This is a genomic window from Corynebacterium lipophilum (assembly GCF_024102595.1).
Taxonomy (GTDB): domain Bacteria; phylum Actinomycetota; class Actinomycetes; order Mycobacteriales; family Mycobacteriaceae; genus Corynebacterium; species Corynebacterium pseudogenitalium.
The window spans coordinates 238,526-262,050 of sequence record NZ_JAEUWV010000002.1; the positions used below are offsets into that span (position 1 = coordinate 238,526).

The following is a 23,525-nucleotide window of genomic DNA, read 5'->3' on the forward strand; positions in this document are numbered from 1 at the left end:
ACATTTCCCTAGGTCACAACGGCTGTCCACGAAAATGGTTCCGGCGATCACGAATAGGTTGGGAACTTTCTTCGGGTTTCTAGTTTTCTGTAGCGTGGTGCCATGAAGCGCTATCTGCCTCTCATCACCGCCACTCTCCTGCTGGCTTCCTGCGGCACGGCGCCTGTGCCGGAAGCGCCCGTGCCGGAAACAACACTGGGCACGCCCGCGACTGAAGCACCGGTGCCCTCCACCCGTGATCTGTACGCCGACGCCATCGCGGACCCGGCGCGGTTCTTCGCAGATCTCGACGGCTTGGACGGCACGTTCGCCTACGACGTCTTAGATATCAACGGCGATCTTGAGCCGGAACTGCTGCTGCGCGCTGGTGCTGACGGCCCTTCTCCAATTCGCGTGTTGCGGGCCCAGGACGGCACGCTGAGCTGGACGAAGGACTACCTCATCGACTCGGACGACCCGTACCCGACTGTGTTCACCAACGGCACGCAGCCGGGCTTGGACCAGTACGAAGCCGAAAGCCCTCTCTTGCACGTGACGCACTTCGAGCTGCGGGGTCAGCGTTTGGAGAAGGTGTGGGGTCCGGAGGAGACGGTCGTCGGCAATCCGCTCAGCGAGTTCACCCGTATCACCTGGCACCCGACGACGGCCGCGGCGGCGCTGGGCACAATCAAACCTCCAGAACTCAAAGGTCCAATGGAGGGCACGATGGGTCAGGTATCCGAGGTCGAGCACCTACAGGGGCAGCAGTTCCGTGTCTGGTTCGCGCCAACCGCGGACGGTATCGCGGTGACCTACCCTGAGCTCGGCTGTGCAGGGCAGCTCACGAGAACCGAGGATGGCTTCCGGGAGACGATCACCGAGGGCACCTGCGATAACGGCGGCACGTGGCACTTACTTATCGACGACAACCACGCCCACGCCTTCTACAACTCCCCCGATGGTCGCTACACGGCGGACGGACGCCTCACTCCGGCGGGTTAGCGTCGTACTGGGCGCATCCCGCGCAGCGTCCGCATCAGCAGCACTACAACCACCGCCAGCAGCACCAGCCCCACCGCAGCCGCAACCCACACTCGTGTACCGGTGGCGGTAGCTGGCCATGCGGGGACGGCAAGGATCCATAACGCAGATTGCGCGAGGACGTCGCCGCCGATCGTGGCGGAGACGATCGTGACCAGGATCGCCGCAGCCAGCGCCCATGCCACGCCGAAGCGGACGGTGATGGCAAGTGCGGTGAGGGCCAATACGCTGCCGGCGAGGAACGCGAGGAGTCCGAAGCGCGCGTCGCCAACCACGGCCGCTCCGAACGCGCAGACGAGTGCGACGACTCCAACGCACCAAGTGGCCAATGCGGCGCGGACGTGTGGGTGTTCGACCTGCATGAGCGCCCAGGCGGGACGCAGTTTCGGCCACACGAGGGTGGGCAGCACGCCGGCCCCAACCGGCAGGATGGCGTAGGCGAACAGCGCCTCGCGCACGTCCACCGGGTATGCCAGCGAGAACAGCAGCACCAGGGCGGTGAGCAGGAGCAAGACGCTTATCGACGACACCCTCGCCGCCATCGCAACCCCCTTCACCGCAGCCACGTATCCGGTGGTTTCGGGGCGCGGCGTCGCCGGCCCTGCGGCCATCGGTGCGGTGACGCGGTGGACCCTGCTGCGCCTGAAGATGGGGCGGGTACGTGGTGGTACGAGGGCGGCTGCGACAAAGCCAACCGCTGCCAATACCAAGGTCAGGACGAGGGCGGGAATGGGAGATTCCCCCGCCATCGGGTCGGTGGCGTCGAGGGGTAGCAGGTTGAAGTGCAGGCCCATGGTCGGCAGCGCCAGCCGGGCTGGCCAGGCGCCGGGGTTCATCCTCCACCAGTCGCGCTCGGCGAAGTAGCCGAGGCCGATGGTGAATGCGAAGCCGAGGATGATGGTTTGCAGGATCCCGATGCGTCGCGTGGAGGCGGCGGCGAGACCTGCCGGTCCGAGCATGCCCAGCCACGCAAAAAGACCTACGAGTGCGATCGAGGCCGTGTTGTCCAGGTTGAATACGAGGCCGGCGGCAAACGGCACGACAAAGTCGAAGGCGACGAACGCGGCCAGCGCCAGCCACACCACGACGATACGGGCAGCGCGAGTGCGCATAGGTGGGACCGGCCGCCACAATGTGCCGCCGCCACGGGCGTCACGTTCGCGGGTTTCGGCCAAACCGGCGAACAGCGCGGCGGCGGGAGCAGCCATGCCGGTGACCAACAGTCCTTGCGGGTAGAGCAGGTTCGACGCGGTTTCGACGTTTCCGGCCAGGGCGAACAACGTCAGCAGCACGCCAACCAGCAGGCCTGCTCCGGCGAGCCACCACAGCATGGAGCCGCGCGCACGGATCCATTCGGCGTGTAGGAGGGTCATCGGTCATCACCTGACGTGAGCCGGAAGAATGACTCTTCTAGGTTGGGGCCCAGTTCCGCGAGCTCGCCTGCGAAGCGGACGCCGCCGCCTGCGATCACGGTGGCGTCGTCGGCCATGTGGAGTACTTCGCCGAGTTGGTGGGAACTGACCAGGACGGTGCGCCCAGCTCGCGCGTATTCGCGAAGGTAGTCGCGTAGGTGGGCGATGCCTTCGGGGTCGAGGCCGTTTTGTGGTTCGTCGAGAATAAGCACCTCTGGCTCGCCGAGCAGCGCCTGAGCGAGAGCGAGGCGGCCTTTCATGCCGGTGGAGAAACTGCCGGCTTTCTTCTTGCCCGCGGTTTGGAGGCCAACCAGTTCGAGGACCCGGTCGGCTTCGCTGTCGGGAAGGCCCAGCAGCGTGGTGTGGACGCGGAGGTTGTTGCGGGCGCTGAGGTGGTTGTAAAAGGCGGGGTCGTTGATGGAGGCGCCGACATGGCGCAGTGCCGAGCGGTCAAACGGCTGCCCCATCAGTGTTACCTCGCCGACATCGGGTTCGATCAGGCCGAGCAGCACCGACATCAGCGTCGATTTACCCGCGCCGTTAGGGCCCAACAGTGCGTGGACTCGGCCCGGAGTGGTGGTCAACGACACGTCGCGAAGTACGTGGTGGTCCCCGAAGGACACGGCCACGCCGCGGCAAGCAAGTTGCGTATCAGTCATGGCATTCATGGTCGTCGCTGAGCAAGGCCACCACATCGGCCGGCGGGACCACACCGCCTCCTCCTCTAGGAGGAGATCCCGGCGCGCTGGGAGATCAAGGCAAGCGCCACCCTGTCGCGCGCGCCAAGTTTGGCAAGCAGATTAGAGACGTGCGTTTTCACCGTGGTCTCTGCAATAAACAGTGTGGCGGCGATTTCAGCGTTCGTGGCGCCGCGGCCAATTTCTGCGAGCACGTCGCGTTCGCGTTGCGTCAGCGCCTCCAGCGCGGCGGCGGATTCTTGGGTGCCCGCACCGTCGCGGACCCATTCCATCACGCGGCCTGTGACCCCGGGGGCCAGAACCGATTCGCCGCGGGCGACAGCGCGCACGGCGTTGGCCAGGACGTCGGGTTCGGCGTCTTTGAGAAGAAAGCCGTGCACGCCGGCGTCGATAGCCGCATGGATCAAGGTGTCGTCGTCGAAGGTGGTCAGCATGATCACGCGTGGGCCCATTTCCATGATGGTGCGGGCGGCGGTGATGCCGTCGAGTACTGGCATGCGGATGTCCAGCACCGCCACGTCGATGCGGTGGGCGCGGGTTTGCTCCACGGCCTCGGCGCCGTCGGCGGCGGTGGCGACGACGGTGATGTCGTCCTGGGCGTCCAAGATGGTGCGGAGGGCGCTGAGGAGGAGCGGTTGGTCGTCGGCAAGGAGCAGGCGGATCATGCTGCCAACTCCGCCCACACGGTAAATGTCTCCCCTGACTGCCATGTCTTCAGCGTGCCACCGGCGCTTGCCGCGCGTTCGCGCAGCCCCTCCAGCCCAACACCAGTGCCTGGTTGGGGTCGAATCTGGCCGGTAGAAACGACTTCTACCACTACGGTCTCGCCCGGTGCGATCCGAACCATCACAGCGGGATCGACTTGGTGGCGTGCCGCGTTCGCCAGCGCCTCCGCCACGATGCGATAAATAGCAAGCGAGGTCACCGGGGAGACATCCACTGCTGGTGCTTCCAGCGACACTTCCAGACCGGCGTCGCGGTAGCGCTGCACCAACGACGGCAGGTCAGGGATCCCCGCCGCCGGCGAAAACGCATGATCGCTCTCACGCAGGCCGCGCACAAGCAGGCGAATCTCCGACAACGACTGCCCGGCGGCCTCGTTGATCTGCTGCAGCGCCTCCCGCTCCTGTCCGGCCGCCAACCCTGCATTGGCCTGCGCTTTGATCAGGGTCAGCGAGTGGCCGAGAAGGTCGTGAATATCGCGGGCAATGGCGCGGCGTTCCTCCTCGCGCGCCGCTGCGAGACGTTGCTCTTTCGCGTGTGCTTCTCGACGACGCACCTCATCCTCAGCTGCCACATTCGCCCCAAGGAGATACCCCACCGCACTCGCACCCCAGTGCAGCGCAAGCGTGATCCCGAGATCGACCCCGTGACGGTAGAACAACACAAAGTTGTCGTCCCACGTCCACATGAACGGCGACAGCAGTGCCCACCCGCACGCGGCAGCGAGAACAACTAGCGCGAAGCGCTTCCCTGTAAACAGCCCGGCAATAAAGGTCGCCACCGGGACCGCCAACACCCACGGCGAAAAGCCAAGGTTGACCGGCGCGGCCAGCCACATCACAGACCAGGCAACATTCAGCGCGATAAGCGCAATCGAGGAGAACTTGGGTTTGCTCGTGAGCACCACGCACACCGCGACGAAGCCCCACGACAGCACGGCCTGGCCCCAACTGGCCGCATGCGTGGGTTGGGTAAACGCACTCGCGGTGTACACCGCCGCCAAGATGGCAACAGCGACCGCGAGCACAAGGTCACCCGGTTTGTAGCGCATGGCCGTAAGCCTATCGGCAACACCGAACACGCGCCTCCTCCCAGGGGAGGAGATCTACTTGTTCAGCCCGGGAATCTTCGGAAGCTCCGGCACATTGATGCCGGCGTTCTTGAGCAGCGCGAACAACCCGCCCAGCGCTGCCAGTACCGCAGCGATGATGCCGATGATCTGGCCGAGCTTGGCGTCAAAGTTCTGCGGCTGCTCCGGCTTCGGCGTGGGCTGCTCCGGGGTTGGCGTTTCCGGCGCGGAGGGATCCGCTGGTTGGCCCGGCAGGGTGTTCTTCAGTACCGGCGGTGCTGGCAGGTCCGCGTTTTGGGTGCTGAAGATAAGCGGTGGGTTGTCGCTGCACTGTTGCGCCTGCTTAAGCAGGTAGTAGTACCGGGACTCGAGCGAGTCGGCAGCCTTGGCAAAGTAGGTGCCGGACATGTTCGACGCGAACGCCGTGCGCTTCCAGTCGGGGACGTGATTCAGGAACCGAGCAGTGTTGTCGCCGGTGCGGCCAAACACGTAGTTCGCCCCGAGGCTGGTCACCTCCGGCACGGATCCGTCGATACCGATGTACCAGCGCGCCGAGCCCTGCAGCGCCTTGCCCGCTGGTGAAAGCGGAATCTGGGCGCCCTGCTTCATGTCCAGGTAGAAGTCGGCGTCGGTGGAAACCAGGCCTAGCTTGGCCAGTTTTTCCTTAGTGGCGGCGCGGGCGGCGTCGTAGTCGGGACGCTCGCCGGGCTCCTGCCCTTCCAGGCGGAGTTGCTGGTAGGAGATGATGGCTGGTTGGTCGAGGTGGGCGTCGCCAAGTGGTTTGAGCCCCTCGAAGGTTGCCTCGAATGCTTCGGCGACGGCGGTGGCGTACATGCCGTGCGTGAGCGTTTTTGCGATGCGTTCGGCCTGCCAGGCGGGGCCGCGCTCAGCGTCGTTGAGGACGACGCGGCACTGGCCACTTTCGGTGCGGTCAAGGTGGGCGGCGTGGGACGGGGTCGTAGCGAGGGCAGTGAAGGCGGTCGCCGCAGCGACGGCCGATGCGATGATCTTCTTCATGCCCCTGTAATCGGCACAGACGGTGCCGGGCGTTACGCGGCGACCACAACTCCCCCGCCGGTTCCATCGAACATCCGACCGACTCCGCCTCGGCGTGTCGGCGGCGTGCCTTATATTGAATGACGCCCCAACACGGATGGACAAAGGAGCAGGAATGGGCCGGAATGGGTTTGCGGTCGTCGATTTGGAGACGACAGGGCTGAGCAACCAGGACCGCATTGTGGAGATCGGCGTGGTGCTGCTGTGCCCCGACTTCTCCGTGGAGCGCACGTGGGAGACCCTGATCCAGCCGGAGCGCGACATTCCGAATAGTTACATCCATAAGATCACGGCGACCGATGTGGTGGATGCACCATTATTTTGCGACGTCGCTCCGTACCTGGGCTCGCTGCTCAACGGCCGCACGCTGGTGGCGCACAATGCGTCGTTTGAGCACCGCTTCCTGACCAACGAGTTCGCGCGCGCCGGTGCGGAGAACGGCTTGTGCGAGTGGCTGGACACGATGCGATTGACGAAGCAGTACATGGGCGTGGGCAAGTTGAGTGAGGCGTTGGTCATCGCGAAGATCCGGAACCGGTTCGCGCACTCTGCACTGGCGGACGCCGAGGCGACCGCGGAGCTCCTCCGTTACTTGTGCGTGGGCAACAGAGTGGACGTCGAGAAGTATCCGGCGGCGACGTTCACCACCGCCGCCGCCGAGGCCCCGTGCCTGCCCCGCGGTGGCGCACCGTCCTGGGCTGGGCAACTTTCGCGCACCTTGCCCGCGGCCACCACCAAGCGCGAAGCCGACTACCGCACCGAGCTGACCTGCGCACTTGTAGACCGCGTCATCTCCCGCACCGAAATGCGCCGCCTCGAATCCACCGCCATCGCCGCGGGCCTCAGCGCCGACGACGTCGACGCCATCAACGAGGAGTTCACCCGCCAGCTCGCCGTCGAAGCCTGGGCCGACGGCGTCATCACCGATGAGGAACGCGCCACGCTGCTCGACATCGCCGAGGCGCTCAACGTCGATGCGCAGCTCGTGCGCTCGCTTCTCGACGAGCCCACCTCCGGCCCCACCCCCGCCACCTTCAGCCTGCGCCCGGGCGACCGCGTCGCGTTCACCGGAGCCCTCGACATCCCACGCGACGTATGGACCGACCGCGCCACCGCCGCCGGCCTCGACGTCGGCGGCGTGACCCGCACGTGCGCCGTCCTTGTCGCGGCGAACCAGGATTCGATGAGCGGGAAAGCCAAGCGAGCGCGCGAGAACAGCGTTCCGATCATCAGCGAAACCCACTTCGCCCAACTGCTGAAGGCCATGGAGGATTCGACCGAGGACGCGCCGGTTGCTGCTCCTGATGCTGCTCCGTCTGTTAGTGCTCCTCATGCTCCGGAGCAGTTCTCCTGGTTGACCCCCGGCCAGTCGCACGCTGTTGGCTCGTCAAGGTCGCGCATCGCCGCCGCGTGGATCGACCAGCACCCGGACCGCCCACTGCACGAAATCGCCGACAACCTCGAACCCCACCACATCCCCGAAGCGACCGGGCGCGGCATCGACCGCTACCTCGCCATGTGGAGCCTCGAACACCCAGAGATGCTCAACGCCAGCGCCGACGACCTACTTGATCTGCACGGCGTCGGCCCGAAACGGCGCAGCCAGCTCGTGGAGATGGTGGTGGACCTCGCCGTCGACGGCGTCGAGGAGCCGGTGGAGGCGGAGGCGGTTCCGGAGGCGGAGGTTGTGCCGGCGGTAGCCCCGGAGGCCTCCGATCCAACCCCGGACGAACTGCTCGCCGCAGCGTACTCATCTGCTTACGTACCTAGTGTTCCTCCCTTGTCGGCCCCGGCCCAACCAAGCTCACCGGGACCGCTTCCCGTACTGAAAGAAAAGACCAACGTTGGCGCGACGATTCTCAAATGGTCAGGAATCGTGGGCGGATCTTCATTCGTGCTTGTGGTGCTACTCGCCGTAATCCTTGGTATGGCAGCTGAACACCCAGTTGCCGATTTCCTCATATCGATTAGTGCGCTATCCCTGATCGTCGCAATATTCGCGTCCCCGCTCGCGCTGATCAGGTGGCTATTAAACAAGCGCCGCTAATCAGAATGCTGCGGGACTACAGCTCTTCGTCGTCTTCTGGTCGGGACTCTCCACCGTGTTTCCCCATATTGCCAACATGGAGTGGGTCATTCGCATTACCGGGTGGAGCTACGACGCATTGGCGGATCCCATCGACGTGCTCGCGCAGACTCTTTGAAATTTGGGCCCACATCGGATCTAAGAGAAAATCAATCCCCGATCGTCTGGCATGCTTGGCTGCAGGAACGAAGTCACTATCACCGGAGATCATCACAATCTGATTGACAGTTCCTCGTTCCGCGAGCGTAGCAATGTCAAGACCAATCCTCATATCGACGCCCTTTTGCGCAATATCAAGGTCAAAGTCCTTCTCACCAAGGTCGGAAACGGATACTTTGCCTGCGCAAATCTTTTTGGTCTTTTCTGCGTTCAAAGTGTATCCCCGTTGGGTCTCAAGCTCTTCCCCTCTCCTGAGAGCGACCTTGCGTTTATGAGTCAACGCTTCAAAAAACTCATTGGTCCAAGCGTACTGCTCCGACTTAGCCAGGTTGATCTGCTTCTGCGTCAAAGGATGAAACAGCACTTTAGAAGAGGGTGGGCAATCGTAATAGAAAATACGGTACAAGCTGCTTCTTGATTCCGAAATATGTCGACGCGCATATTTCGCAATTTCTTCGGCTCTATCTTCCGGTGTCTTCTCCCCGAATAATTTGCGAGCACGACGACGATAAAATCCCCCATCAACCAGAACGGCCGTAACGATTGGGCGTTGCCGGTATAACAGGTCACGAGACGAGTTTTTGACCATGAGGTGATCATAACTAAAGCCACAGTCATCGGCACTCTCCTGATTCATGGAGGGTCAACGGCTATGGCTTCTTGCCAGCATAAGTCAGTTTCCCGCCTACTTCAACCCATGGCCGCTGGATACCGCAGTGTGAGACAACGCATCCAACACCGGGACCGGCCAGAACATTCGTCCGACTAATCACCACACTATGTCGTAGCCCGGAAATTGATGAAAAGGTCGTGTTTGAACACCCGACTGACTGTACCCAGCTGAGCCCGAATATTCGGTATGCACTGAACAATGGGAGCAAGAGCTTAGGCTTCGAACCCTACACGCAGCCCAATACGGCCGCCCGTCCACAGCCCACATATCGATGTAACACGTAGCAAAGAGATGGGACTCACATTATCCGCGAATTGCAAAAGCGGGTATGAAATCGTTGCAAAAGCGGGTACAAAACCGTTGCAAAAACGGGTATAGTGCCCATATGCAGTACTTTTCACGCTTTGCAGATCAGGTGTTGGAGGACTCTCTCCAGTTCATGGGAGGCGTCCTCCTTGAGGGACCGCGCGCATGCGGGAAAACCTCTACCACCCTCCAAAAGGCTGCAAGTTCTGTACGTCTCGACCGATCCCCCGAGCTGATTACGCTGGCCGAATTGAACCCCGCAGCCTTACTCAACGGTCCAACCCCTCGTCTCATTGATCAGTGGCAACTCGCACCTTCCCTGTGGAACACTATCCGCCACGAGATCGACGACCGCCAAGGACGCGGAGAGTTCATCCTTTCGGGCTCAGCGACACCAGCCGATGACACCACACGCCACTCGGGGGCGGGGCGCTTTGCCAGGCTACGGATGCGTCCAATGTCGCTCGCGGAGAGTGGGGCGTCGACAAGCCAGGTACGCCTCGCAGAGCTACAACCGGGCGTTAGTGTGAGTGGAGCTTCCAAGCTCACATATAAGGACATGGCCGAGCAGGCCGTTCGTGGCGGATGGCCAGGACTGCTCGGCGCGAGCACTCAGCAGGCGGTCATGTTTAACCGCTCATACCTGGACAACGTTTTCGACGTGGAAGTGCCAGAAAACGTTGGTACACGTCACAACCAGCTAAACATTCGTCGGACCTTGGAATCCATCGCTCGGAATATTTCTGGCGAAGCAACGTTGAAAACACTCGCTGCAGACGTGTCTTTGGGTGCCACAACAGTCGACCCGAAAACGGTCTCCACGTACCTCCAGGCGCTTACCCGGATATTCATCCTCGACGAGTTGCAACCTTGGAGTGTCGCTCTCCGGTCGAAATCACGACTGCGCACCGCGCCGAAGCTCCATCTCGCTGACCCCAGCCTTGCCTGCGCCGCCTTGGGCATCGGCGTTAACCGCCTCGCGAATGACCCAGAGTTCTTCGGCCAGATCTTCAAGTCCATGGTCATTCGAGATCTGCGCGCAGCATCCGCCCTCCAGCACGGGCGCGTCTACCACTACCGTGACAACACGGACCTTGAAGTTGACGCCATCATCGAATACCCCGAAGACGGCAAGTGGGGTGCCTGCGAAGTCAAACTCGGGGCGTCACAAATCCCACAAGCCGAAGCGAACCTCATCAAACTCCGTGACGAACGTGTCGACACTAACAAGGTCGGGTCGCCAGCATACCTAGCCATCGTCACCGCAACGGAATATGCTTACACGCTTCCTAGCGGAGTGCACGTGATTCCTTTGGGGGTCCTGACCGCTTAGCGGCAACAGAGGCTAGCCAAACCATTCTCTCGGAGTTGCAAAACGGGTAGGCCACCCGTGAACTGCAGGTTTACCGCACCACCAGGAACACATCCCCCTGCTCTCGCGCCCCATCGTGCCCTTCGAAATAGTTCCCGGCGCGCCGGGAAGTACTTTGCACCTCGGGCTCATCCCGGTCGACCAACGGTTTCGTTTCCCCAGATCGTCCAGTCTCGGTGGGGAATTTGGCACCTCGTCGCGGGGCTTGAGTGACAAAGGGCGCACGCGTTAACGCATAGCCCTTTTTCTGCCTGTACATTTGGATGGCTAGATATTTTCGGGTTGCGTCTTTTGTCACTGAAGGGGTGCGCGGGAGCGGAGTGCGCACCAAATTCCCGTTCTTGGGGAGGCGGCGGCGCGTTTCCCCAGGTCGCGACGGCCGTCTACAAAGAAAGTTCCCACGCCCGCCGCGTCTTCGCACCAAATTCCAGGTTTTTGGCGAGCGGATTTGAAAACTCCCAGGTCACGGACATGGCGCGAAGGAATTTGGTGCACCAGGCCCGCCCTCACGCCCCAAAGCGCTCAAAGCGCGGGATTCAAAGCGCGCCAGCACATCACTCGCCTAGAGCTGTGAGAACCGCTCCAGGTCGTCTGGGGCACCCGCCATCACTATAAGGTTTGATTGGGAGAGTTCCTGGCCTTGGACAAATGGGCGCCATGTTCCTCCCCCGGAGCGTACGGACACTACTTGCACGTGGTGTTTTTCCCAGAGCCGCTCGCCGTCAAGGGGCCCGTCGAGTAGTGGGCGCGGGGGGACCATTTTGATCACGCCGTAGTTTTCGGCGAGTTCGGCGAAGTCTTGGAAGCGTCCGCCGAGGAGGTGGGCGACGCGGCGGCCGGTGTCGTGTTCGGGGCGTATGACGTGGTGGATGCCGAGGCGTTGCAGGATTCGGGCGTGGGATTCGGAGTCGGCTTTTGCCCAGATGTCGGGGACGCCGAGGTCGACAAGGTTGGAGGCGGTCAGGATTGAGGCTTCCAGTGCGGTGCCGACGGCGATGACGGCGCGTTCGACTTCGTGTACGCCGAGTTGGCGGAGGGCTTCGGGGTCGGTGGCGTCGGCGATGACGGCGTCAGTAAGTTGTGGGGCGTATTCGCGGACGAGGCGTTCGTCGGCGTCGATGCCGAGGACTTCCACGCCGTTGCGGGTGAGCTCGTGGGCGAGCGATCCTCCGAATCGGCCGAGCCCGATGATGACGACGGGTGGGATGTCGATGCGTTGTTTGCCCCGTAGGAGGGGGCTGAGGAATTTAGCCAATGAACGGCCTTTCTACTGGGTAGTCGTATCTGCGCGCAATGTTACGGGTTGCAAGCGCCGCGACGAGGGTGAATGGGCCGATGCGCCCGAGGTACATCAGCAAGCAAAGGACAAGTTGGGAGGGGGCACTTAACGACGCAGTGATACCCGTGGACAGGCCTGTCGTTGCGAAGGCGGAGACGACTTCGAAGGCGACTTGGTCGGCGGTGAATTCGGGGTCGAATACGCGCAGCGCCACGATCCCGAGCGTGACGGAGCCGATGCCGGCGGCGGCGACTGTCATCGCTTGGCGTACTACGGATTTGGGCACGGTGCGGTGCCCGACGGTGGTGGCGTCGCGTCCGTGGAACTCTGCGGACATGGCGGCGAGCAGCACGATTGCTGTGGTGACTTTAATGCCGCCTGCGGTGCCTGCGGAGCCTCCTCCGATGAACATGTAGATGTCGGTGACCATCAGGGTGACGGGGCTGGCGTCGGCGTAGTCGATGGAGTTGAATCCGGCGGTGCGTGGGGTGACGCCGCTGAAGAAGGCGTTGAGCAGTTTCGTGCCAAGTGGCATGTCTGCAAGGAAGCCGCGCCACTCCAGTACGGCGATGAGCAGCATCGCTGTGGCGATGAGGAAAGCGGTGCCTTTCAGAGTCATGCGGGTGGTCACGGAGTACCGGCGCGTGCTGACTGGTGTGCCACGAAGTACGCCGCGTGCTCGTTCCTTGCTACGCCGGACAAGTTCGGAGAGCACCGGGTAGCCGAGTCCGCCGATGATGAGGGCGCCTGCGAGCGGGAGCAGGATCCAGGCGTCGGCGTTGTAGGAGATGAGACTGTCGGAGCGTAGTCCGAAGCCGGCGTTGTTGAAGGCGGAGATGGCGTGGAAGATGCCTTCGCCGACAGCGCGCAGCGGCGGCATGCCGTAGGTGGTGGCGAAACGGCATGCGAGGATGACGGCGACGATGAGTTCGAAGGCGAGCGTGAGCAGCAGCGTCATGATGAGGGTGGCGCGCACTCCACCTTCGAGGATTGGGCGGCCTTCGGCGGCCGTCGAATAGCGGGCGCGTAGTGTGACGCGCCCGGTGAGCAGCATGCCTGTCAGCGACGTGATGCTCATGATGCCTAACCCTCCGATTTGGATGAGGGCGATGACGATGATCCGGCCCCAGATGCTCCAGTGGCTGCCGGTGTCTACGGTGACCAGCCCGGTCAGGGAGGTTGCGGACGTGGCGGTGAAGAGCGCGTCCATCAGTGGCGTTGTGGTGCCGTCGGCGGAGGCGAACGGCATGCAGAGCAGGGCGGTGCCCGCAAAGATCAAGATGAGGAATCCGAGCGCTGTGAGTTGCGCTGGTCGGAACCACCTTGGAGGGGGTGTATTGCTCACCGGCAACAGCATAGTGGGCCAACGGTGATTGGAAAAGGCAATACGCTCGCCCGGCGAGCCGCAACGCTACTACCCCAGCAGCTCCCGCAGGAGGGCGCGCACGCGGGCGTCGATATCGTCGCGTACGAGGCGCATCCGTTCCATGCCTTCGATGCCGCGGGTGGACGGTTCGTCGGTGTGCCAGCGTTCCAGGGTGCCGGCGGCGTCGGCTGGCATGTTGAGCTGGGCGGCGTCGCCAATTATTACTACTCGGTCGACTGTGCGCAGCAGTTCTGGGTCGATGGGTTTTGGTGTGCCGCGCGACATGTCGGCACCGAGTTCTGCAATTGCGGCGACGGATTCCTGGTTCAGCTTCGTGCCCGGTTTCGTGCCTGCGGAGAAGACGCTGACTTGGTCGCCTGCGTAGTGTCGCGCAAGCGCCGCTGCCATTTGTGATTTACCGCCGTTGCCGACGCAGACAAACAAGACGCTGGGGTTCATGAAAGGCTCCTTGCAGCTGGCAGGGTGGGATCGCCTGGGAAGAGTCGCGGCCCGATGCCGCGCATGAGGTAGACGAGGCCGACGAGGACGGGGATTTCGATGAGCGGGCCGATCGTACCTGCCAGCGCCTGGGCCGAGGTAGCACCGAACGTGCCGATCGCCACCGCGATGGCCAACTCAAAGTTGTTGCCCGCGGCTGTAAAGGACACGGAGGCGGATTGGGCGTAGCCCATCCCCGACGCCTTCGACACCACCAAGGCGATCAAGAACATGCCCACGAAGTACCCAAGTAGTGGCAGAGCGACTCGGGCAACGGTCCACGGTTGGGATGTAATCTGCTCGCCTTGCAGGGAGAACAGCAGCACGATCGTGTACAGCAACCCCACGAGTGCAAGCGGGGAAACCGCGGGCAGGAAGGTCTCTTCGTACCACGCACGGCCCTTCACTCGCTCACCGATGATGCGGGAGAGCACTCCGGCAAGTAGCGGGATACCGAGAAACACCAATACGGCGGCGACGATGGAGAAGAAGGAGAACTCCACAGAGGTGGTCTCCAGGCCCAGCCAGCTCGGCAGGATCTGCAGGTAGAACCATCCGAGCACGCCGAACATGAGCACCTGGAATATTGAGTTGATGGCGACCAAAACGGCCGTGGCTTCCCGGTCGGCGCAGGACAGGTCGGACCACACCAGCACCATGGCGATGCAGCGCGCCAGTCCGACGATGATAAGGCCGGTGCGTAGCTCTGGTTGGTCCGGCAGGAACAGCCAGGCCAGGGCAAACATGAACGCGGGGCCGACGATCCAGTTCAAGATGATGGAGACGGTCATGAGCCGTTTGTCGGTGGCAATCTCGCGGGTCTTGTCGTAGCGGACTTTGGCCAGCGGCGGGTACATCATCACAAAAAGGCCCAGCGCGATCGGCAGCGATATCCCGCCGACTTCAAAACGCTCAAGCATACTGCTGAGCCCTGGAGTGACGCGGCCCAGCAGCAGACCGAATGCCATCGCCAAGATGATCCACACTGGCAGGAATCTGTCGAGGAATGACATTCGAGCGGGGGTCGGCGCTGGGTTTGGCATACAATCACCTCACATATTGATAACTATCAATATGACAAAATAGAGGGCCACATAGACCGCTGTCAATATGAGAAGGTAGAAGTCATGCACGAACAATCCCCCGCCCCAGACTGCTGCTCACTCGGCTCCGGCCCGCTACCCCCAGAAGACGCCGAGCGCTTCGCGGCCCTGTTCAAAGTGCTGGCAGATCCCGCCCGGCTGCGCCTCCTCTCCCGCCTCGCAGCAGAAGGGTGCGAGCCGATGAGCGTGACAGCGCTTACCGAGCGCTCAGGACTCAGCCAGCCGACGGTCTCCCACCACCTCAAGAAGCTTGCCGACGCCGGACTACTCAAGAAGTCCCGGACAGGCCGAACCGTCACGCACGAAATCTGCCCAACACCCTTCGCGGAATTGCGCACCGTCCTCCAGATGGACTAGGCGCCAAATTCACGGGGTCTAGCCGCTACACTCAATCGGCATGCTTGACGTTCTGACTGGTTTCGCCATCATCTTCACCGTGATCGCGGCGGGCTGGTGGCTTGCCCAGAAGAAGGTGATCGGCCCGGGCGAGCAGCGGTTGCAGCTCAACCGCATCGCGTTCCATGTGGCGACGCCGTCGTTGATTTTTTCGTCGGTGGCGGTCTCGGATACGGATGCGTTCTTCTCCCCGGTGATCCTGGTGATCGCGATCGCGACAGTGGTCACGATGTTGATCTTCTGGGCGATCAGTGCGGTGTGGTTCAAGCAGGATGCTGCGGAGACGATGGCGGGGGCGGCGTCGTCGAGTTATTACAACTCGGTCAATATCGGATTGCCCATCGCCACCTATGTGCTGGGGGATCCGACGTACGTGATTCCGGCGCTGGTATTGCAGATGGCGGTGCTCTCCCCCATCGTGATCGCTGGCCTGGACCGTGGGGCGTCGGGGCTACTGAAGTCGGTCATCGCGGGGTTGAAGGCGCCGGTGGTGGTTGCGGCGTTTGCGGGGTTTGCGGTCTCAGCGTCGTCGTGGACGGTGCCGGAGCCGGTGCTCGCGCCGCTGCAGATTCTGGGTGGCGCGTCCATCCCGATGATTCTTATGAGCTTCGGCGCCTCGCTCACCGGGGAGAAGGTGCTGCAGAGCCAGCGCTTAGCGACGACCACCGCTACCATCCTCAAGCTGATCGGCATGCCGGCCGTGGCGTGGGGCGTGGCGTCGCTTCTGGGCCTGACCGGCTCCGATATGTACGCGGCCCTCATTCTGTGCGCACTGCCGACGGCGCAGAACGTGTACAACTACGCGGCGACGTACCGTTCCGGCGAGGTGATCTGCCGGGACACCGTCTTCCTCACCACGTTCCTTTCGCTACCTGCGATGTTGTTGATCGCGGGGGTGTTCTAGCCTTGACAAACATGGTGCGGTGGATCACACTCATACAATGGCTAAGACACGGACTACATTTTTTGCCGCAGCGCTGATGGCTGCGGCGTTGCTTGTTGGGTGCTCCTCAACAGGCGGCGCACCCCGCTCCGAGAACACTGAAGGGACCGCTGGTGGCGTCGATACGCCGAGGTACGTGGTGGCCATGGTCACGCACGGTGCGCCGGGCGACACCTACTGGGACCTCGTGCGCAAGGGCGCGGAGGACGCGGCGAAGAAGGACAACATCGAGCTGCGCTACTCCTCCGACCCGCAGGCGCCGAACCAGGCGAACCTGGTGCGCTCGGCGGTGGACGCTGGCGTCGACGGCATCGCCGTGACCATGCCGAACGCCGAGGCAATCGGCCCCGCAGCGCGCAACGCTGTCGACCGTGGCATCCCCGTCGTCGGCCTGAACGCCGGTATGGGCAAGTACCAGGACTACGGGATGACCGGCTTCTTCGGCCAGGACGAGTCGGTGGCGGGCAACGCCGCCGGCGAGCGCCTCAAGGAGCAAGGCAAGTCGAACGTCCTGTGCGTCATCCACGAGCAGGGCAACTCCTCCCAGGAAGCGCGCTGCGAGGGCGTACGCAAAGGCCTCGACGGCAACGTCGAGCTGCTCTACGTCAACGGCCAGGATCTGACCTCCGTGCAGTCCACCATCACCTCGAAGCTGTCGCAAGACAAGAGCTTCGACACCGTCTTCGCTCTCCAGGCCCCGGTGGCGATGCGCGCGACGGAGTCCGTGAAGCAGTCCGGGTCCAAGGCGCAGGTCGCCACCTTTGACACCAACGCCGAGCTTGTCGACGCCATCGCCGACGGCCGCGTCGCCTTCGCCGTCGACCAGCAGCCGTACCTGCAGGGCTACCTGGCCGTCGACTCGCTGTGGATCGCGAAACGCAACGGCGGCACCCTAGGCGGCGGCCGCCCCGTCTACACAGGCCCGAGCTTCGTAGATAAGGACAACGTGGACAAGGTCGCCGAGGCAGCGAAGGCGGGCATGCGATGAGCGCGGCGGTGAGCGAAGGGGCGTCGACAAGCGATGACCGGCTACGAACGCACACTGGCTTTTCCAAGCTCATCCGGCGCCCCGAGTTCGCCTCCATGCTGGGCTTCATCGCGATCTTTGCGTTCTTCCTGACCGTCGCCCCCGCGTTCCGCTCCTTTGAGGCGTTCGCGACCACCCTGTACGCGTCCTCGACGCTGGGCATCGTGGCGCTCGCGGTGGGGCTGCTGATGATCGGTGGCGAGTTCGACCTTTCCTCCGGCGTCGCCGTGACCACGGCCGCGCTGGCCGCGACGATGCTGAACTACAACCTGCACCTCAACTCGTGGGTTGGCGCGTTCATGGCGCTCGGGATCTCGCTGGCGATCGGCGCGCTGAACGGCTACCTGGTCACACGCACCGGCATCGATAGCTTCCTGATTACCTTGGCCGCGTTCCTGATGCTGCAAGGTCTCAACTTGGCGGTGACCAAGCTGGTCACCGGCCAGGTAGCAACCCCGATCATCTCCGACATGGAGGGATTCCCTTCGGCGTACGTGGTGTTCGCTGGCACGTTTGACGTCGGCAATGTGACGCTGAACGTGACGGTGCTGTGGTGGCTGCTGCTCGTCGCGATTGCCTCGTTTGTGCTGTTCCGCACGAAGTTCGGCAACTGGATCACCGCGGTCGGCGGGGACCAGAACGCCGCGCGCGCCGTCGGCGTGCCGGTGCGCCGCGTGAAGATCCTGCTGTTCATGGGCGTGGGCTTCGCGGCCTGGTTCGTGGGCATGCACACCCTGTTCGCATTCGACTCCATCCAGGCAGGCCAGGGCGTGGGCAACGAGTTCCTCTACATCATCGCCGCCGTCATCGGCGGCTGCGCTATGACGGGCGGCCGCGGCACCGCGGTGGGCACCGCGATCGGCGCGCTCGTTTTCGGTCTGACCAACCAGGGCATCGTCTACGCCGGCTGGAACCCTGACTGGTTCAAGTTCTTCCTCGGCGCAACGCTGCTCGTCGCCGTGTTTACGAACATGTCCTTCGCTAAGTACACCAAGGGGCGTTAAGTGGCTGTCATTGAACTGAAGAACATCACCAAGTCCTACGGCAGCTTCGACGCGCTGCGCGGGGTAAACCTCGCCGTCAACGAGGGCGAGGTCACGTGCGTGCTCGGCGACAACGGCGCCGGCAAGTCCACGCTGATCAAGATTCTCGCTGGTCTACACCAGCCGACCTCGGGTGAAGTGCTTATCGACGGCCAGCCAACCACCTTCACCTCTCCCCGAGACTCGATCGACACCGGCATCGCAACGGTGCACCAGACGCTAGCGATCGTGGATGAGCTCAGCGTGTGGCGCAACTTCTTCCTCGGCCAGGAGCTCACCGGCCGCTTCGGCGTCCTCCGCGACGCCGAGATGAAGCAGATCTGCGCCAAGCAGCTCCTCGAGATGGGCATCGACATTCCCGACGTCGAGGTGGACGCCGGGAACCTTTCCGGCGGCCAGCGCCAGGTCGTGGCCATCGCGCGCGCGGTCTACTTCGGCGCCCGCGTCCTGATTCTGGACGAGCCGACGGCGGCGCTCGGCGTGAAGCAGTCTGGGGTGGTGCTGCGCTTCGTCGCCGCCGCCCGCGACCGCGGCATCGCCGTCGTCCTGGTCACCCACAACCCGCACCACGCGTTCCTGGTCGGTGACCACTTCACCATCCTGAAGCTGGGCCGCCAGGAACTCGACGAGCCCCGGGAGAACGTGACCCTGGAGGAGCTGACCCACCAGATGGCTGGCGGCGGGGAGCTCGAGGCGCTCAGCCACGAGCTAGGAAGGTAATAGCGCGTTTCAGGTATACCTGAAACTCTCGCCTGTTTTGGAGAAAGTTTCAGGTATACTCGAAACCCATGAGAGCCCTGCACCCTCGACAGCAGTACCTCGACAACCTGCTGGCAGTCACCGATAGCGACTTCGTTCGCATCATCACCGGTGTGCGCCGCTGCGGGAAATCGACCCTCCTCGAGCTGTACCGCCGCCACCTGCGCAAGCACGGCACCCCAGACGACGCCATCATGGTGATCAACTTCGAGGACCAGGCCAACGCCACCCTGCGGGACCCGGCCGCCTTCCACGACGCCGTGACACACCGGCTCGCACAAGGACTGCGCTACCTGCACGTCGATGAGGTGCAGGAACTGGAGGACTGGGCGCGCGTGATCAACTCACTGCGACTCAACGAACAGCTAGAAATCTGCGTGACCGGCTCCAACGCTTCCTTGTTTGTTGGCGAGTCACTGACCTATCTAGCGGGGCGCTACATCGAGATCCCGATGCTGCCGCTCTCCCTGGCGGAGTTCATGGAGTTCCGCTACCCGGCGGACGCGCGCCCGGGACTTGACCGCGCGTTCCAGGAGTGGGTCACCATCGGTGGCTTCCCTGCCACGGTGCAGCTCTCGGACCCGGTCGTGATTCGCCAGGCGAACTCCTCACTCTTCGATTCCATCTTCACCCGCGACATTTCCCTGCGAGGCCAGATCCGCGACACCGACGTTTTCCTGCGCGTGGCCCGCTTCCTCTTCGACAACGCCGGCAACCCAGTGTCCACGAACCGCATCGTGGGCCACCTCAAGCACGAGGGCCTCAAGGCGTCGAGTGAAACCGTGGACCGCTACCTCGGCCTCATGTCGGACGCGCACCTTATTTATCAGTGCAGGGATTACGACACGAAGGGCAAACGGTGGCTGAGTACAAACGGCAAGTTCTACTTCGTCGACCCGGGCCTGCGCACCGCGCTGCTGGGCTCTCGCCCTTTCAACTTCGGCCACGACTTGGAAAACATGGTTTACCTTGAGCTTCGCCGCCGTGGATACCAGGTTGCCACCGGTAAGGTTCCCGGTGGGGAGATCGATTTCATCGCTAACGACGGCCAGCGCACCCTCTACATTCAGGTGGCGCTCACGGTGGCCGAACCTGCGACGCTCGCGCGCGAGCTCGCGCCGTTCGACGCCCTGCCCGCCGGGTCCCGCTGCATCCTCTTATCGACGGACCGCTTCGCCCCCGACACCGGCAACGTCGCGTGGCGCGACGCCATCGAGGTCCTCGCGGGCGGGGCGCTAGACTAACGCTTCGTGACGAAGCTCCTGGAACTCCTCCCCGTTGACCCCGCCAAGCCGCTCGCGATCCTGCCCGCCATCGAGGAGGCGCTGACCGGCCAGCGTGCACTACTTCCCGTGCCGACGAACGACCCGGCGCGCGCCAACCTGCTGCGCAACACGCAGGGCGTGGGCGAGCCGATCGCCGACGACGTCGCCCTCGTGGTGGCGACTTCCGGATCCACGGGCACCCCGAAGGGAGCGCTGCTGACCCCGACGAACCTGATAGCCAGCGCGGACGCAACCCACCAGGCGCTCGGCGGGCCGGGCCAGTGGCTGCTGGCGATGCCCGCCGCGTTCATCGCGGGCATCCAGGTGTTGGTGCGCAGCATGGTCGCGGGTGTAGAGCCCGCCTTTGTGGACCTGACTCACGGGTTCCACGTGGATGAGTTCGCGGCCCGCACCGCGGAGATCGCGGCGACTGGGGACCGCTGCTACACGGCGCTGACCCCGCTGCAGCTGGACAAGGCGATGTCCACGCTCACCGGCATCGACGCGCTGCGCAGCTTCGACGCGGTGCTCGTCGGCGGAGCGGCCACCAACCCGGCGCTGCTGGATTCGGCGGCGAAGCTGCGCATCAACGTTGTCACCACCTACGGTTCCTCGGAGACCTCCGGCGGCTGCGTCTACGACGGGGAGCCCATCGCCGGCGCCAACGTGCGCATCCGCGACGGCCGCATCTGGCTCGGCGGCCCCATGGTCGCGCGCGGCTACCGCAACCAGCCGGAGCACCCCGACTTCGCCGAGCCGGGGTGGTTCCGCACCTCAGACGCAGGCCAGCTTGCCGACGGCCACCTGACGGTCGAAGGGCGCGTCGATAATGTGATTGATTCGGGTGGGCTGAAGCTGCAGCCGGAGGTGCTGGAGCGCTTCCTGCTGGGTGTGCCCGGCGTGACGGATGCGTGCGTGGTGGGCGTGCCGGACGAGCGTTTCGGGCAGCGTATTTGCGCTGCGTTTGCGGGTGAGGCGCAGGTGCCGGACGTGATGGATGCCCTGCAGGACCTGCCACGGTGGCAGGTACCGAAAGAGCTCAAGCGCGTGGCGGCGCTGCCGCTGTTGGGGCCGGGCAAGGTGGACCGGGCCGCGGTGCGCGACCTGTTCTAGCCTGCGTTGACGACTGCGCTGATGTCCTCTGCGCTGTAGCTTGCGGCGAGCTGGGCGTCGTTGCCCCCGCGAAGGTTTTTGCGCACCAGCGCCACTGACTGCGAGCCCGGCACCAGCGGAAACTCCTTTGGCTTGTCGAAGACCTGCCGCACAAAGTGCCCCGAGCGCACCGCGCACATGTTGAGCCAGACGTCGTCGGCGCTGGGGGCGGCGCGCAGGAAGGCGTCGCCCTGGGCGGCCACGTAGTCCACCATCGCGGGCGGGTACGCCACCCCGGATACGCCGGTGGCGAAGTGTCGCGGGCTCGGCGCGGTGGTGCGCACGCTGCGCCACTGCATATACGGCGCGAACCCCTCGCCCACCAGCGCGATCTCGTGGGCACGGTAAGCTGTCACCGCCAACGGGTCCACCACCAGCTTCTCGACGAACCACCTCGGGTACAACACGTCATCATCCACCGTGATCACGCTCGTCCCCGTACCCGCGAGCTGCCGGAACGTACCGTAGTACTTGGTGTGCGGGCCGTAGTGTCCGTCGGAACGCCGCACCTGCAGGCCGCACTGCACCAGCTCCTGCAGCGGCTCGGGCCAGGGTGCATCGAAGTCCTCCGCGTCCAGCCACAGGATGGTGGGCACGCGGCGAGTCCCCACCAACAGCGATGCGAGGGTGTGGTGGACCGTCGATAAGCGGGTGCCGTGCGAGGTCAGGCTGATCACGGTATGCCCCGCGGCGGGAAACTCCAGACGCCCGGAGCGCACCGCCAACCGTAACGAGGGCAAACGCGCCACCGCGCCTATCGACGCCACCGCCTGCCGCGCCGCATAATCGACCCACATGGCGCACCACTTTAGCCGACAGGCCCGACACGGGGCATGATGGAAACCATGAACGCACAACCCAACCTGCACGCGTGGTGGGAAGCCTCCCGCCCCCACACCTGGCCAAACGCCTTCGCGCCCGTCATCGCCGGCACCGGCGTCGCGGCCTTTACCGCGCACGCCAACCTCGGCCGGGCACTGTTGGCACTGCTCGTGGCGTGGGCCCTCATCATCGGCGTGAACTTCGCCAACGACTACTCCGACGGCATCCGCGGCACCGACGACGACCGCTCCGGCCCCACACGCATCACCGCCAGCGGACTCGCCGACCCCAAGAACGTAAAGCTCGCCGCCTTCATCGCGTTCGGAGTTGCTGGGCTGTTCGGCATCATCCTGTCCGTGTTGGCCGGGGCGTGGTGGCTGATCCTGGTCGGCGCCGCCTGCATCGCCGCCGCATGGTTCTACACCGGCGGTAACAACCCCTACGGCTACATCGGACTCGGCGAAGTCAGTGTCTTCATCTTCTTCGGCCTCGTCGCCGTGATGGGCACCGAGTTCGTCCAGACCGGCTTCCTGTCCTGGGAGGGCCTGCTCGTCGCCGTGGCGATCGGCGCAATCTCCGCATCCGTGAACCTAGTCAACAACATCCGCGACATCCCCACCGACGCCGCCTCCGGCAAGCAGACCATCGCGGTTCGCCTCGGCGACAGCCGCGCCCGCACCCTGTTCACGGTCCTGACCTGCGTCCCGTTCGTAGTCAGCGTACTGCTGGCTCTGGTGTACGCGCCTGCCCTGGTCGGCCTGGTGGCGCTGCCACTGGCGATCGCCGCCATCATGAAGGTTCGCAGCGGTGCGACCGGTGCAGCCCTCATCCCGGTGCTCGGGCTCAACGGCAAGGCCATGCTGGCCTGGGCCGTGCTCACGACGGTTGCGCTGGCGTTCGGCGGGATGGTCGTGCCGTACGCGTAGGGCCTGGGAGCTCTGGGGCTCTGCGCACCAGATTCCTTTGCGCAGCCTGCGTGACCTGGTCTTTTCCAAACCGACGCGGGCAAATCAAGGGATTTGGTGCACACCGCCACCGCGCCAGTGACAAAAGACGCATGGCCCCTTTCGCGACCTGGGGTTTTACCGGGGTCGACCGGCAGAATTGCGTCCATTGTCACTCGCCGCTCGCCCAGGACACCAAATTCCCTCACGCGGCCTGCACGACCTGGTCTTTTCCAAGTCGCGCGAGCAACGCAAATCAAGGAATTTGGTGCTTACGCCAATCTATGCACCAAATCCCTGTCTCTCCCCTTGATGCCGGTCATAGTTGTGCTTCACAAGATCCCCCAGTCTTTC

22 protein-coding genes are annotated in these 23,525 nt (G+C 63.7%); 11 read left to right on the forward strand and 11 right to left on the reverse strand.

What is annotated here, in order from left to right; all coding sequences use genetic code 11:
• The first annotated feature begins 102 nt into the window (after positions 1 to 102).
• On the forward strand, positions 103 to 981 hold the full coding sequence (locus tag JMN37_RS03080) for a hypothetical protein (protein ID WP_252931000.1): 879 nt from the start codon (positions 103 to 105) through the stop codon (positions 979 to 981).
• Here JMN37_RS03080 and JMN37_RS03085 read toward each other — a convergent pair.
• From JMN37_RS03085 to JMN37_RS03105, 5 genes are all read right to left on the reverse strand, one after another.
• Positions 978 to 2,393 (reverse strand): ABC-2 family transporter permease, encoded by a 1,416-nt coding sequence (locus tag JMN37_RS03085; RefSeq protein WP_252931001.1) that lies wholly within the window; start codon positions 2,391 to 2,393, stop codon positions 978 to 980. The genes JMN37_RS03080 and JMN37_RS03085 overlap by 4 nt on opposite strands.
• Positions 2,390 to 3,091, reverse strand: coding sequence for an ATP-binding cassette domain-containing protein (locus JMN37_RS03090; RefSeq protein ID WP_252931002.1), 702 nt, complete (start codon positions 3,089 to 3,091; stop codon positions 2,390 to 2,392). Before JMN37_RS03090 ends, JMN37_RS03085 begins: the two co-directional genes overlap by 4 nt.
• Positions 3,092 to 3,156: 65 nt before the next feature.
• Positions 3,157 to 3,795: a response regulator gene (locus tag JMN37_RS03095; protein ID WP_252931024.1), complete on the reverse strand. Its 639-nt coding sequence runs from the start codon at positions 3,793 to 3,795 to the stop codon at positions 3,157 to 3,159.
• A complete protein-coding gene (locus JMN37_RS03100; RefSeq protein ID WP_143110524.1) occupies positions 3,792 to 4,904 on the reverse strand; it encodes a sensor histidine kinase in 1,113 nt (370 codons plus the stop codon). The genes JMN37_RS03095 and JMN37_RS03100 overlap by 4 nt, the downstream gene beginning before the upstream one ends.
• A 54-nt stretch (positions 4,905 to 4,958) precedes the next feature.
• A complete protein-coding gene (locus JMN37_RS03105) occupies positions 4,959 to 5,939 on the reverse strand; it encodes a hypothetical protein (RefSeq protein ID WP_252931003.1) in 981 nt (326 codons plus the stop codon).
• 154 nt (positions 5,940 to 6,093) lie between these two features.
• Between JMN37_RS03105 and JMN37_RS11370 the strand changes: the two genes are divergently transcribed.
• Positions 6,094 to 8,025, forward strand: coding sequence for an exonuclease domain-containing protein (locus tag JMN37_RS11370; protein WP_269010880.1), 1,932 nt, complete (start codon positions 6,094 to 6,096; stop codon positions 8,023 to 8,025).
• A 16-nt stretch (positions 8,026 to 8,041) separates the two neighbouring features.
• Here the strand turns inward: JMN37_RS11370 and JMN37_RS03115 are convergent, their stop codons facing one another.
• Positions 8,042 to 8,860, reverse strand: coding sequence for an NYN domain-containing protein (locus JMN37_RS03115; RefSeq protein ID WP_369822189.1), 819 nt, complete (start codon positions 8,858 to 8,860; stop codon positions 8,042 to 8,044).
• Between the two features lie 421 nt (positions 8,861 to 9,281).
• Between JMN37_RS03115 and JMN37_RS03120 the strand changes: the two genes are divergently transcribed.
• Entirely contained in the window at positions 9,282 to 10,535 is a 1,254-nt protein-coding gene (locus JMN37_RS03120; RefSeq protein ID WP_252931004.1) for an ATP-binding protein, read from the forward strand.
• Positions 10,536 to 11,136: 601 nt separating this feature from the next.
• Here JMN37_RS03120 and JMN37_RS03125 read toward each other — a convergent pair.
• From JMN37_RS03125 to arsB, 4 genes are all read right to left on the reverse strand, one after another.
• Positions 11,137 to 11,829, reverse strand: a complete 693-nt coding sequence (locus JMN37_RS03125) for a potassium channel family protein (protein WP_252931005.1) — start codon at positions 11,827 to 11,829, stop codon at positions 11,137 to 11,139.
• Positions 11,822 to 13,198: a TrkH family potassium uptake protein gene (locus JMN37_RS03130; RefSeq protein ID WP_252931006.1), complete on the reverse strand. Its 1,377-nt coding sequence runs from the start codon at positions 13,196 to 13,198 to the stop codon at positions 11,822 to 11,824. Before JMN37_RS03130 ends, JMN37_RS03125 begins: the two co-directional genes overlap by 8 nt.
• A gap of 69 nt (positions 13,199 to 13,267) precedes the next feature.
• Complete coding sequence (locus tag JMN37_RS03135) at positions 13,268 to 13,678, reverse strand: arsenate-mycothiol transferase ArsC (RefSeq protein WP_252931007.1); 411 nt, start codon at positions 13,676 to 13,678, stop codon at positions 13,268 to 13,270.
• Complete coding sequence (gene arsB / locus JMN37_RS03140; protein ID WP_252931008.1) at positions 13,675 to 14,760, reverse strand: ACR3 family arsenite efflux transporter; 1,086 nt, start codon at positions 14,758 to 14,760, stop codon at positions 13,675 to 13,677. Before arsB ends, JMN37_RS03135 begins: the two co-directional genes overlap by 4 nt.
• Before the next feature lie 84 nt (positions 14,761 to 14,844).
• Between arsB and JMN37_RS03145 the strand changes: the two genes are divergently transcribed.
• From JMN37_RS03145 to menE, 7 genes are all read left to right on the forward strand, one after another.
• Positions 14,845 to 15,177, forward strand: coding sequence for an ArsR/SmtB family transcription factor (locus JMN37_RS03145; RefSeq protein WP_252931009.1), 333 nt, complete (start codon positions 14,845 to 14,847; stop codon positions 15,175 to 15,177).
• Between the two features lie 40 nt (positions 15,178 to 15,217).
• Positions 15,218 to 16,120 carry an AEC family transporter gene (locus JMN37_RS03150; protein WP_252931010.1) on the forward strand — a complete coding sequence of 301 codons (903 nt, stop codon included), beginning with the start codon at positions 15,218 to 15,220 and terminating at the stop codon, positions 16,118 to 16,120.
• Positions 16,121 to 16,157: 37 nt separating this feature from the next.
• Complete coding sequence (locus JMN37_RS03155) at positions 16,158 to 17,147, forward strand: substrate-binding domain-containing protein (protein ID WP_252931011.1); 990 nt, start codon at positions 16,158 to 16,160, stop codon at positions 17,145 to 17,147.
• A complete protein-coding gene (locus tag JMN37_RS03160) occupies positions 17,144 to 18,190 on the forward strand; it encodes an ABC transporter permease (protein WP_252931012.1) in 1,047 nt (348 codons plus the stop codon). Before JMN37_RS03155 ends, JMN37_RS03160 begins: the two co-directional genes overlap by 4 nt.
• Positions 18,191 to 18,949, forward strand: a complete 759-nt coding sequence (locus JMN37_RS03165) for an ATP-binding cassette domain-containing protein (RefSeq protein ID WP_252931013.1) — start codon at positions 18,191 to 18,193, stop codon at positions 18,947 to 18,949.
• 68 nt (positions 18,950 to 19,017) lie between these two features.
• A complete protein-coding gene (locus JMN37_RS03170; protein WP_252931014.1) occupies positions 19,018 to 20,232 on the forward strand; it encodes an ATP-binding protein in 1,215 nt (404 codons plus the stop codon).
• A 6-nt stretch (positions 20,233 to 20,238) separates the two neighbouring features.
• Positions 20,239 to 21,366, forward strand: a complete 1,128-nt coding sequence (gene menE, locus JMN37_RS03175) for an o-succinylbenzoate--CoA ligase (protein ID WP_071572833.1) — start codon at positions 20,239 to 20,241, stop codon at positions 21,364 to 21,366.
• Here menE and JMN37_RS03180 read toward each other — a convergent pair.
• Entirely contained in the window at positions 21,363 to 22,202 is an 840-nt protein-coding gene (locus JMN37_RS03180; protein ID WP_071572834.1) for a glycosyltransferase, read from the reverse strand. The genes menE and JMN37_RS03180 overlap by 4 nt on opposite strands.
• A 48-nt stretch (positions 22,203 to 22,250) precedes the next feature.
• Between JMN37_RS03180 and JMN37_RS03185 the strand changes: the two genes are divergently transcribed.
• Positions 22,251 to 23,153, forward strand: a complete 903-nt coding sequence (locus JMN37_RS03185) for a 1,4-dihydroxy-2-naphthoate polyprenyltransferase (RefSeq protein WP_143110526.1) — start codon at positions 22,251 to 22,253, stop codon at positions 23,151 to 23,153.
• Positions 23,154 to 23,525: the final 372 nt, after the last annotated feature.

Excerpts from the sequence above, each read along its gene's own strand:
- JMN37_RS03080 (WP_252931000.1), top strand. The coding sequence starts at position 103 with ATGAAGCGCTATCTGCCTCTCATCACCGCCACTCTCCTGCTGGCTTCC.
- JMN37_RS03085 (WP_252931001.1), bottom strand. The coding sequence starts at position 2,393 with ATGACCCTCCTACACGCCGAATGGATCCGTGCGCGCGGCTCCATGCTG.
- JMN37_RS03090 (WP_252931002.1), bottom strand. The coding sequence starts at position 3,091 with ATGACTGATACGCAACTTGCTTGCCGCGGCGTGGCCGTGTCCTTCGGG.
- JMN37_RS03095 (WP_252931024.1), bottom strand. The coding sequence starts at position 3,795 with ATGATCCGCCTGCTCCTTGCCGACGACCAACCGCTCCTCCTCAGCGCC.
- JMN37_RS03100 (WP_143110524.1), bottom strand. The coding sequence starts at position 4,904 with ATGCGCTACAAACCGGGTGACCTTGTGCTCGCGGTCGCTGTTGCCATC.
- JMN37_RS03105 (WP_252931003.1), bottom strand. The coding sequence starts at position 5,939 with ATGAAGAAGATCATCGCATCGGCCGTCGCTGCGGCGACCGCCTTCACT.
- JMN37_RS11370 (WP_269010880.1), top strand. The coding sequence starts at position 6,094 with ATGGGCCGGAATGGGTTTGCGGTCGTCGATTTGGAGACGACAGGGCTG.
- JMN37_RS03115 (WP_369822189.1), bottom strand. The coding sequence starts at position 8,860 with ATGAATCAGGAGAGTGCCGATGACTGTGGCTTTAGTTATGATCACCTC.
- JMN37_RS03120 (WP_252931004.1), top strand. The coding sequence starts at position 9,282 with ATGCAGTACTTTTCACGCTTTGCAGATCAGGTGTTGGAGGACTCTCTC.
- JMN37_RS03135 (WP_252931007.1), bottom strand. The coding sequence starts at position 13,678 with ATGAACCCCAGCGTCTTGTTTGTCTGCGTCGGCAACGGCGGTAAATCA.
- arsB (WP_252931008.1), bottom strand. The coding sequence starts at position 14,760 with ATGCCAAACCCAGCGCCGACCCCCGCTCGAATGTCATTCCTCGACAGA.
- JMN37_RS03145 (WP_252931009.1), top strand. The coding sequence starts at position 14,845 with ATGCACGAACAATCCCCCGCCCCAGACTGCTGCTCACTCGGCTCCGGC.
- JMN37_RS03150 (WP_252931010.1), top strand. The coding sequence starts at position 15,218 with ATGCTTGACGTTCTGACTGGTTTCGCCATCATCTTCACCGTGATCGCG.
- JMN37_RS03155 (WP_252931011.1), top strand. The coding sequence starts at position 16,158 with ATGGCTAAGACACGGACTACATTTTTTGCCGCAGCGCTGATGGCTGCG.
- JMN37_RS03160 (WP_252931012.1), top strand. The coding sequence starts at position 17,144 with ATGAGCGCGGCGGTGAGCGAAGGGGCGTCGACAAGCGATGACCGGCTA.
- JMN37_RS03170 (WP_252931014.1), top strand. The coding sequence starts at position 19,018 with ATGAGAGCCCTGCACCCTCGACAGCAGTACCTCGACAACCTGCTGGCA.
- JMN37_RS03180 (WP_071572834.1), bottom strand. The coding sequence starts at position 22,202 with ATGTGGGTCGATTATGCGGCGCGGCAGGCGGTGGCGTCGATAGGCGCG.
- JMN37_RS03185 (WP_143110526.1), top strand. The coding sequence starts at position 22,251 with ATGAACGCACAACCCAACCTGCACGCGTGGTGGGAAGCCTCCCGCCCC.